At 69.1% G+C, this 8954-nt stretch carries 10 protein-coding genes; 5 read left to right on the top strand and 5 right to left on the bottom strand.

The window, feature by feature from the left end; genetic code table 11:
• The coding region (locus ACLFOB_RS05085) for a GDP-L-fucose synthase family protein (RefSeq protein WP_410925255.1) at window positions 1-861 on the top strand (861 nt) is incomplete at its 5' end.
• Between the two features lie 411 nt (window positions 862-1272).
• Here the strand turns inward: ACLFOB_RS05085 and ACLFOB_RS05080 are convergent.
• From ACLFOB_RS05080 to ACLFOB_RS05070, 3 genes are read right to left on the bottom strand one after another with little or no spacing between them, the layout of a single operon-like run.
• Entirely contained in the window at window positions 1273-2445 is a 1173-nt protein-coding gene (locus ACLFOB_RS05080; RefSeq protein WP_410925253.1) for a CCA tRNA nucleotidyltransferase, read from the bottom strand.
• Window positions 2442-3044 (bottom strand): CoA pyrophosphatase, encoded by a 603-nt coding sequence (locus ACLFOB_RS05075; protein ID WP_410917789.1) that lies wholly within the window; start codon window positions 3042-3044, stop codon window positions 2442-2444. Before ACLFOB_RS05075 ends, ACLFOB_RS05080 begins: the two co-directional genes overlap by 4 nt.
• Window positions 3028-4026 carry an Hsp33 family molecular chaperone HslO gene (locus ACLFOB_RS05070; RefSeq protein ID WP_410917788.1) on the bottom strand — a complete coding sequence of 333 codons (999 nt, stop codon included), beginning with the start codon at window positions 4024-4026 and terminating at the stop codon, window positions 3028-3030. The genes ACLFOB_RS05075 and ACLFOB_RS05070 overlap by 17 nt, the downstream gene beginning before the upstream one ends.
• An 82-nt stretch (window positions 4027-4108) precedes the next feature.
• On the opposite strand from ACLFOB_RS05070, the gene ACLFOB_RS05065 reads away from it, so the two are divergent.
• A complete protein-coding gene (locus ACLFOB_RS05065; RefSeq protein ID WP_410925251.1) occupies window positions 4109-4546 on the top strand; it encodes an NUDIX domain-containing protein in 438 nt (145 codons plus the stop codon).
• Window positions 4547-4659: 113 nt separating this feature from the next.
• Here the strand turns inward: ACLFOB_RS05065 and ACLFOB_RS05060 are convergent, their stop codons facing one another.
• Both ACLFOB_RS05060 and hrcA read right to left on the bottom strand, forming a co-directional pair.
• Window positions 4660-5262, bottom strand: coding sequence for a nucleotide exchange factor GrpE (locus ACLFOB_RS05060; RefSeq protein WP_410917786.1), 603 nt, complete (start codon window positions 5260-5262; stop codon window positions 4660-4662).
• 9 nt (window positions 5263-5271) lie between these two features.
• The gene (gene hrcA / locus ACLFOB_RS05055) at window positions 5272-6336 is read right to left on the bottom strand and encodes a heat-inducible transcriptional repressor HrcA (RefSeq protein WP_410925249.1); all 1065 of its coding nucleotides are present in this window, start codon (window positions 6334-6336) and stop codon (window positions 5272-5274) included.
• A gap of 122 nt (window positions 6337-6458) precedes the next feature.
• Here hrcA and rph point away from each other — a divergent pair, with 122 nt between their 5' ends.
• The 3 genes from rph to hemW are packed head-to-tail and all read left to right on the top strand — an operon-like array spanning window position 6459 to window position 8954.
• The gene (rph, locus tag ACLFOB_RS05050) at window positions 6459-7172 is read left to right on the top strand and encodes a ribonuclease PH (RefSeq protein WP_410925247.1); all 714 of its coding nucleotides are present in this window, start codon (window positions 6459-6461) and stop codon (window positions 7170-7172) included.
• Entirely contained in the window at window positions 7169-7780 is a 612-nt protein-coding gene (gene rdgB, locus ACLFOB_RS05045) for an RdgB/HAM1 family non-canonical purine NTP pyrophosphatase (protein ID WP_410916177.1), read from the top strand. Before rph ends, rdgB begins: the two co-directional genes overlap by 4 nt.
• On the top strand, window positions 7773-8954 hold the full coding sequence (gene hemW / locus ACLFOB_RS05040) for a radical SAM family heme chaperone HemW (protein WP_410925245.1): 1182 nt from the start codon (window positions 7773-7775) through the stop codon (window positions 8952-8954). The genes rdgB and hemW overlap by 8 nt, the downstream gene beginning before the upstream one ends.

Below are 8954 nucleotides of genomic sequence, written 5' to 3'. Positions count from 1 at the left end.
CATGCCGAGCTCGACCTCACCGATCAGGGCGCGGTGCGCGCGTTCATGGGCCAAGCGCGGCCCGACGTCGTGATCCTCGCCGCGGCGAAGGTCGGCGGGATCCACGCCAATGCCACCTATCCGGCCGAGTTCATCCACGAGAACCTGATGATCGCGGCAAACGTGATCCATGCCGCGCATGAGGCCGGGGTGCAGCGGCTGTTGCAGCTTGGCTCCTCCTGCATCTATCCCCGCGATGCGCCCCAGCCCATGGCGGAGGATGCGCTGCTGACCGGCCCGCTGGAGCCAACGAACGAACCCTACGCCATCGCCAAGATCGCCGGCATCAAGCTCTGCGAGAGCTACAACCGGCAGTACGGGCGCGATTACCGCTCCGTCATGCCCACCAACCTCTACGGGCCGGGCGACAACTTTCACCCCCAGAACAGCCATGTCCTGCCGGCGCTCATCCGCCGCTTTCACGAAGCGAGCGAATGCGGCGCGGAGGCGGTCACCATCTGGGGCACCGGCACGCCCCGGCGGGAGTTCCTGCATGTCGACGACATGGCCGAGGCCTCGCTCTTCGTGCTCGACCTGCCCAAATCCGTCTACGACGCCAACACCGCGCCGATGCTGAGCCACATCAACGTCGGCACCGGGGAGGACATCTCGATCCTCGACCTCGCCCGCCTTGTGGCAGAGGTGACCGGTTTCGAGGGCGGGATCGAGACCGACCCGACGAAGCCCGACGGCACGCCGCGCAAGCTGATGGACGTCTCGCGCCTCGCTGCCATGGGATGGCGGGCGAAGATCGGCCTGCGCGAGGGTGTCACGGCGACCTATCGCTGGTATCTCGACAACGCGGCCCGCGTCCGGGCCTGAGCGAAAGCGCGCATGACCGGGATCCTCCCCGTCCTTCTCGCCGGCGGCGCCGGCACGCGGCTCCGGCCACGGATCGCCCGGATGCACCGGCCGGCTCCGGACCTCGGCCACCATTGCTGTGACTCCCGACCTTCATCCACCTGAAGCCTGAGTCCGGCCGTCAGCATCGCGCTCGAGCGCCGACGGAGCAATGGGCGATCCGCGAGGCGGTCTTTCAGACGTTCCAAGAGATCAGGCACGGGGGCGGCCCGTCGTCCTGCGGGAAGGGGCACCGGGGATCGACGAGGTTTTCGAGGTACCGGAACACGGCGGAAAGACTCCTCTGGCGGGGTCCCGGCAACACTGCGGGATGCGGCGCGAAACGGCCACCCGGCGGGCACGCCCCTCGGTCCGTCTGCGCGAAGCGCCCCGTCAGGGGCGATGAGCGGCCTCCGCCAGCAATTCCTCGCGTGTCATCCGGAAGCCCGAGTCGATCCACCGCCGCTCCAGCTCTTCCAGCTTGTCGCCCAGCGCGGCACCCTCGTAGACCGGCATGAGGTCCCGCGCGGCGACCGGAAAGCGATGCGACGCTCCCGCAGCCGCCGCCTGCAGCGCGCCCTTCGGCACCGGCGCGCCCCGAGCCGCCGCCTTCAGCAGGAGCGCGTCGCGCGCCACCTCCGCCCCGTGGCGATAGCCCAGTTCCGCCGGATCGGACCGGCTCGCCATCAGGTGCTGCAACAGCGACAGCTTCTGCATCTCGCGCTTCGAGAGCCGCAGCGCCCGACCCTCCACCTCGCCCGCGCCCAGCGCGACCAGCCGGCGGATCGGCTCCGGCCCGACACCCTCCATCGTCTCGGCATGCCTCAAAGGTCCCAGCAGCAGCGGGGTCGCACCGGGCAGCACCTGCGACAGCGCGCCTGTGCGGGCCATCACCGCAACCGCCGGCACCGGATCGGGCGCCGCCAGCAGCTTCTTGATCTCCGCGCCCACGCGCTCGGCGGACAACTCGGCCAGCCCCTCGACCGTTGCCGCGATCGCCGCAAGCGCGGCGGGGTCGAAGCCCGCCTGCGGATCGCCATACCAGGCCGAGAAACGGAAGAAGCGCAGGATGCGCAGGTAATCCTCGCGGATCCGCGTCTCGGCATCGCCCACGAAGCGGACATGCCGCGCCTCGAGGTCCGTCAGCCCAACGCCCAGCGGATCGACGACCGTGCCGTCGGGCAGGGCATAGAGCGCGTTCATGGTGAAATCGCGCCGCGCCGCATCCTCGCGGATGTCGTCGGAGAAGGCCACGACCGCGTGCCGCCCGAAGGTTTCCACATCGCGGCGAAAGGTCGTGATCTCGTGCGGGTGCCCTCCGGCCACGACCGTGACAGTCCCGTGATCCGCGCCGGTCGCCACTGCCTTCAGCCCCGCGGCCTCCGCCAACGCCAGAACCCGCTCGGGCCTTGCCTCCGTGGCAATGTCGATATCGGTCACGGGCACGCCCAGGATCGCGTTGCGCACGCAGCCGCCGACGAACAGCGCCCGATGCCCCGCATCGTTCAGCATCGCGCAGATGCGCCGGCTCTCGGGCCGCGCGATCCAGTCGCCCGCAACCTTCATGGCGCCAGCCGCGCGGCAAGCCCGCGCAGGATCCGCGCGGTGGCCCCCCAGATGTAATAAGGACCCCAGGGCACGGTGTAATAGTGCCGCATCCGACCGCGCCAGCGCCGTGCCTGCACAGTGTAATTCGCCGGATCGGCCAGATGGGCAAAGGGCACCGCAAAGACCTCTGCCACCTCGCCCGGCTCCGGCACGGGGTCGAAGGGCCGCACCACCCGCGCCAGCACAGGGGTCATGGAAAACCCCGTGACCGTCTCGTGCGGGGGCAGCGTGCCCATCACCTCGACATGCCCGCGCGGCAGGCCGATCTCTTCCTCGGCCTCGCGCAGGGCGGCCGCGACCGGATCGGCATCGCCCTCGTCCAGCTTGCCGCCCGGAAAGGCGATCTGGCCCGGATGATGCCGCAGCGCGGGTGATCGCTTGGTCAGATAGACGCGCGGACCCTCCGGCGCCGTCTCGAGCGCCATCAGCACACCCGCCGGCCGCAGAACGCGCCCCGGCCGGGCTGCGTCCGGCGACAGATCGAAATCGGAGGAGGCCGCCGCCGGCCGCGCCAGCGCCGTCTCCAGCGCGGCCCAGGGATCATCGCCCGCCGCCATCCTGCTCGTTCCCCGCTCCGGCGCCAAGCGTTGCCGGGTCCATCTCGTAATGCGCGCCGCAGAACTGGCAGTCGGCCGTCACCACCCCCGCCTCGGTCACCATCTCCGCGATCTCCTCGGGCGGATAGATCGACAGCGCCTCGCGCACGCGCGCCTCGGTGCAGGTGCAGCCGAAACGCACCGGCTGGGTGTCGAAGACGCGCGGCTGCTCCTCGTGAAACAGCCGGACCAGAAGATCGGTCAGCGGCAGGCCCGGCCCGATCAGCTCCAGGTCCTCCACCGTGTCGAGCAACAGGTTCACCCGGCGCCAGTTCTCGCGGTCGTCGCCCTGGACGATGTCGCCCGCCTCCAGCAGGCCGCCCTCGCCCGATCCGCCGCCGGCGGCATGGGGCGAGGCCTTGGGCAGATGCTGCAGCATGATGCCGCCCGCCCGCCAGTGTTCGGCAACGCCCGGCTCGGACGAGCGGCCGAAGCTCAGGGCAAAGCGTGTCGGCAACTGCTCGGACTGCGCGAAATAGGTCTCGGCGGAGGCGCGCAGCGAGCCGCCGGTCAGCGGGGTGATCCCCTGATAGGGCGCCATGCCCTTGCCCTGGTCGATCAGGATGCCGAAGTAGCCCTGCCCCAGCTGATCGAAGGCCGGCCCGTCGGCCAGGCGTCCGGGATCGTAGCTGGCATAGGCGCGGATCCAGGCCGCCTGCCCCTCTTTCTCGGGGCCGAAGAAATCGGTCGCGATCATCCGCACGGGCCCGTCGGTCTGCACCTGCAGCGAGAGCTTCCAGCGCAGCTTGATCGACTGGCCGATCAGCGCGGTCAGGAGCGCCATCTCGGCCACCAGCGCCTCGACCGGAGGCGGATAGTCGTGCTGGCGCAGGATTCCCTCCAGCACGCCGTCGAGCCGCGTGATGCGCCCGCGGGTGTCTGAATGGTCCAGCTGGAACGGCAGCACAGTGTCGTCCCAGGCGATGCGGGTGCCTAGGGTCATGGGGTTTCCTCGGCCTTCGGGGATTGGCATACCGCGCCGATATAGGCGTCACAAGCGCCGATCCCAAGGAGCAGTGCCAGCCGTGATCCCGCGCTACGATGCCCCGCCGCGACCCGGGCGACCCTATGTCCTGCGCCCCGGCGTCTACGCACTCCTGCCGCGCGCCGGCCGCGTCCTGCTGACCCGGCAGGCAGAGCCCGGACCCGAAATCCAGCTGCCCGGCGGCGGCGTCGATCCGGGCGAATCACCACTTGCGGCGCTCTTTCGCGAGGTGTGGGAAGAAACCGGCTGGACCATCGCGGCGCCGCGCCGGCTGGGCGCCTTCCGCCGGTTCACCTGGATGCCCGAATACGGGATCAACGCGGAAAAGCTCTGCACCATCTACATCGCGCGCCCGGTGCAGCGCCTCGGCCCCCCGCAGGAGCCCGGGCACACGGCGCTCTGGCTCCCCACGGCCGCCGCGCCCAAGGCGCTCGCCAACCCCGGCGATCGCACCTTCGCCGCCCGTCACCTTCGCTGAGGCGCCCGGTCCTTCCTCTTGCTGGAAATACCCTCGGGGGGTGAGCGCGGCACGCGCGAGGGGGGCAGACAGCCCCCCTTTGCCGGCAGTCGCGGATGGCGCTGCCGGGGAACTCAGCTCGCCTTCATCGACGACACGCCCACCTGCGCGGGCCGCAGCAACCGGTCGTAGAGCAGGAAGCCGTCGGCAGAGACCTGAATGATCTCGCCGGCCGTGGTGCCGGGCACCGGCGCCTCGAACATCGCCTCGTGAAGGTTCGGGTCGAAACGGTCGCCCACCTGGGGCGAGACGACCTCGATCCCGTGCCGGTGGAAAACGTTGTGCAGCTCCTTCAGCGTCAGTTCCACACCCTCCACCAGCGCGGTCGAGGCGGTCTGGCTCTCCTCGCGGGCGGCGGCGATGGCACGCTGCAGGTTGTCGTAGACCGGCAGCAGATCGCGCGCGAGCCGGGTGGCACCGTAGCGCTCTGCCTCGCGGCGGTCCTTGTCGGCGCGCTTGCGGGCGTTCTCCGCGTCCGCCAGCGCCCGCATGAAACGGTCCTTCAGCTCGTCGCGTTCGGCACGCAGCGCATCCAGTTCCGATTCGCCCTCGTCCTCTGCGGGCGCAGCGCGGCCGGCGCCGCCGCTGTCCTCGGCGGCTTCCGCGGCTTCTGCCTCTGCCTCGAGCGCCTCGATATCGTCGAGGAACTGGTCGTCGTCACGCTTCGGATCACCCATGTCTCACCCCTAGCTCCGGTCGGACAGCAGCCGCCCGACCAGTTGCGCCGTGTAGTCCACGATGGGCACGATGCGGCCATAGTTCAGCCGTGTCGGACCGATCACGCCCACGGCGCCCACAATCTTCCGATCCGCGTTCATATATGGGGAGACCACCAGAGAGGAACCCGACAGCGAAAAAAGTTTGTTCTCCGAGCCGATGAAGATGCGCACGCCCTCGCCGTCTTCCGCCAGTTCGAGAAATTCGGCGATGTCGCGCTTGCGCTCCAGGTCGTCGAAGAGCACGCGGATCCGCTCCAGATCGGCCTCGTCGGCCTCCTCGCCCAGCAGGTTGGCACGGCCCCGCACAATCAGCCGGCCGTCGCTCTGGCCGTCCTCGGACCAGACGGCCAGACCGCTCTGTACCAGTTGCTGCGCCAGCGCATCGACCTCCTGACGCCGGCGCGCGATCTCGGCGCCAAGCTCGTTGCGCAATTCGCCCAGCGTGCGGCCCTCGAGGATGGCGTTGAGAAAATTCGCGGCCTCCCGCATCGAGGACGGCGTCTGTCCGGGCGGCGGGGCGAAAATCCGGTTTTCCACATGACCGTCGGAAAACACCAGCACCACCAGCGCCCTGTCTGGGCCGAGGTTCACGAACTCGATGTGCTTGATCGGCGCCTCGTGCTTGGGCGCAAGGACAAGGCTTGCGCCCCGCGTCACGCCGGAAAGCGCCGCGCCGACCCGATCGAGCAGCGCCGAGACATCAGAGGTGTTTTCGCCCAGCGTCGAATCGAGGCGCTCCTTGTCGGTGTCCGACAGGTCGCCCAGTTCCAGGAATCCATCGACGAACATTCGCAGCCCGAGTTGCGTGGGAACGCGGCCGGCGCTGATGTGTGGGCTGTCCAGCAGCCCGAGATACTCCAGATCCTGCATCACGTTGCGAACGGTGGCAGCGCTGACCTTTTCGCTCATCGAGCGGGTCAGCGTGCGCGAGCCCACCGGCTCGCCGCTGTCCAGATAGCCCTCGACCACGCGGCGAAACACCTCGCGCGAACGGTCGTTGAGTTCCTCGAGAAGATTCGGTGTTTCCTTCATCTCGCTCGCCCTGTCCGGCACGGCACGGCATCAAAGAGGGGCTGCGCGAAAAAATCAATCGGGGTTGCGTTGCCCTCGCGCCGCCCGCTATCGGGGCGCAGCCGGCGGAAAAGGGATAGTCAATGCGCCCCTCTGGACGAGACTTAAGCGAGATGCGGCCCGTTTCAATCGAGACGGGCGTGACGAAACATGCCGAAGGCTCCTGCATGATCCGCATGGGCGACACCCATGTGCTGTGCACCGCCAGCCTGGAGGAGCGCGTGCCGCCCTTCCTCAAGGGCGGCGGACAGGGCTGGGTGACGGCAGAATACGGCATGCTGCCGCGGGCCACGACCACGCGCATGCGGCGTGAGGCTTCTGTCGGCAAGCAGGGTGGAAGAACCGTTGAAATTCAGCGGCTTATTGGTCGGTCTCTTCGGGCCGGGATCGACCGGCAGGCGCTTGGCGAACGGCAGATCACCGTGGATTGCGACGTGATCCAGGCCGACGGCGGCACCCGCTGCGCCGCGATCACCGGCGGCTGGGTGGCGCTGCGACTGGCCGTGAACCGGCTGCTCAAGACCGGCGATTTGATCTCGGACCCGCTGGGCGCGCCGGTCGCGGCGGTATCCTGCGGGATCTATGCAGGCCAACCGGTTCTGGACCTCGACTATCCCGAGGACAGCGAGGCCGGTGCTGACGGAAATTTCGTGATGACGGGCGACGGTCGGCTGATCGAGGTGCAGATGTCGGCCGAGGGCGCGACCTTTTCCCGCGATCAGATGACCCGTCTTCTGGATCTGGCAGCCAGCGGCGTAGCACAGCTTGCGGAAGTGCAACGCGCGGCGGCGGGATGACCCGCAGGCTGACGCCCGGCCGGCTGGTGGTCGCCACCCACAACCGCGGCAAGCTGGAAGAGATCGCTGCGCTGTTCGAGCCCCACGGTATCAGCGCCGTGGGCGCGGCGGAGCTGGACCTCCCCGAGCCGGCGGAAACCGAGGACAGCTTCGTCGGCAACGCGCGGATCAAGGCCCATGCCGCCGCTCAGGAGACGGGCCTGCCCGCGCTGGCCGACGACAGCGGCATCGAGATCGAGGCGCTGGGCGGCGCGCCGGGCGTGCATACCGCGGATTGGGCCGAGACGGAAACGGGACGCGACTTCGTCCTGGCCATGACGCGGGCCTGGGACGCGCTGGAGGCGCTCGGTGCGCCGGAGCCGCGGCGCGCCACCTTCTGTTGCACGCTGGTGATTGCCTGGCCGGACGGACACGACGAGGTGTTCGAGGGCCGGATGCCCGGGCGCATCGTCTGGCCCATGCGGGGCGACCAGGGCCACGGCTACGACCCCATCTTTCAGCCGGACGGCTACGACATTACATTCGGCCAGATGGATCGCTGGGAAAAGAACCGCATCAGCCACCGCGCCCGCGCCTTCTCGGAACTGGTGGCGCGCTGCCTTGACTGAGCCCGCGCTTGTGCCGCCGGCCGAGGACTGGCGCGCGGGCGGCTTCGGCCTTTACCTGCACTGGCCGTTCTGCGCGGCCAAGTGCCCATACTGCGATTTCAACAGCCATGTCGCCCGTCACATCGACCAGCGCCGCTGGCAGGCCGCCTTCCTCTCCGAAATCGACCGGGTGGGTCGGCTGACGCAAGGGCGCGTGCTGTCGTCCGTGTTCTTCGGCGGCGGCACGCCCAGCCTGATGGACCCCGAGCTTGTCGATGCGATTCTTACTCGGGTCAGAGCCACATGGCCGATGGCGAACGACGCCGAGATCACGCTTGAGGCAAACCCGACCTCCGTCGAGGCCGGGCGCTTCCGCGGCTACGCCGATGCCGGGGTGAACCGCGTTTCGCTGGGCGTTCAGGCGCTGAATGACGCCGACCTCGCGCGGCTCGGGCGTTTGCACACGGCGGCAGACGCGCGGCGCGCCTTCGACATCGCGCGCGACACCTTCGGACGGGTCAGCTTCGACCTGATCTATGGCCGGCAGGACCAGAGCCTCGAGGCATGGCGCGCGGAACTGCGCGAAGCGCTGGCGATGGCGGTCGATCACCTGTCGCTCTATCAACTGACCATCGAGCCCGGCACCGCCTTCGGCGATCGTCACGCCAGGGGCGGGCTCAAGGGCCTGCCCGACGAGGACCTGGCCGCCGGCATGTATGAAGAAACCCAGGACTTGTGCAAGGCGGCCGGCTTTTCGGCCTACGAAGTGTCCAACCACGCCAGATCGGGCGCCGAGGGGCGGCACAACCTGGTCTATTGGCGCTACGGCGACTTTGCCGGGATCGGACCCGGCGCACATGGCCGGCTGACGCTGAACGGCAGTCGGCAAGCGACCGAGGCGGTGATGGAACCGGCGCGCTGGCTGGCGGCCGTCGAGGATGGCAAGGGTGTGGAAACCGCAACAGCGATCCCGCCGCAAGATCAGGCGGGCGAGTATCTGATGATGGGTCTGCGCGTCTCCGAAGGGATCGACCTGCGCCGCTACGCGTCGCTGGCCGGTGCGCCCCTTGATCCGGCGGTCCTGCATCGGCTGGCCGAGGATGGGCTTGTCACGATGACCGAGGATCGCTTGCGCGCCACACCCACCGGGCGCCTGCTACTCAATCGGCTGGTCGCGGAGCTGCTGCCCGATTGA

It is taken from the genome of Rhodosalinus sp. (assembly GCF_046542825.1).
GTDB lineage: Bacteria > Pseudomonadota > Alphaproteobacteria > Rhodobacterales > Rhodobacteraceae > Rhodosalinus.
The sequence above is the reverse complement of the archived record's forward strand: the minus strand, read 5'-3'. Positions and strand labels throughout refer to the sequence as shown.

Bases quoted from the DNA above. Each gene is read 5' to 3' on its own strand.
- ACLFOB_RS05080 (WP_410925253.1), bottom strand. From the start codon at position 2,445: ATGAAGGTTGCGGGCGACTGGATCGCGCGGCCCGAGAGCCGGCGCATC.
- ACLFOB_RS05075 (WP_410917789.1), bottom strand. From the start codon at position 3,044: ATGGCGGCGGGCGATGATCCCTGGGCCGCGCTGGAGACGGCGCTGGCG.
- ACLFOB_RS05070 (WP_410917788.1), bottom strand. From the start codon at position 4,026: ATGACCCTAGGCACCCGCATCGCCTGGGACGACACTGTGCTGCCGTTC.
- ACLFOB_RS05060 (WP_410917786.1), bottom strand. From the start codon at position 5,262: ATGGGTGATCCGAAGCGTGACGACGACCAGTTCCTCGACGATATCGAG.
- hrcA (WP_410925249.1), bottom strand. From the start codon at position 6,336: ATGAAGGAAACACCGAATCTTCTCGAGGAACTCAACGACCGTTCGCGC.
- rph (WP_410925247.1), top strand. From the start codon at position 6,459: ATGCGCCCCTCTGGACGAGACTTAAGCGAGATGCGGCCCGTTTCAATC.
- rdgB (WP_410916177.1), top strand. From the start codon at position 7,169: ATGACCCGCAGGCTGACGCCCGGCCGGCTGGTGGTCGCCACCCACAAC.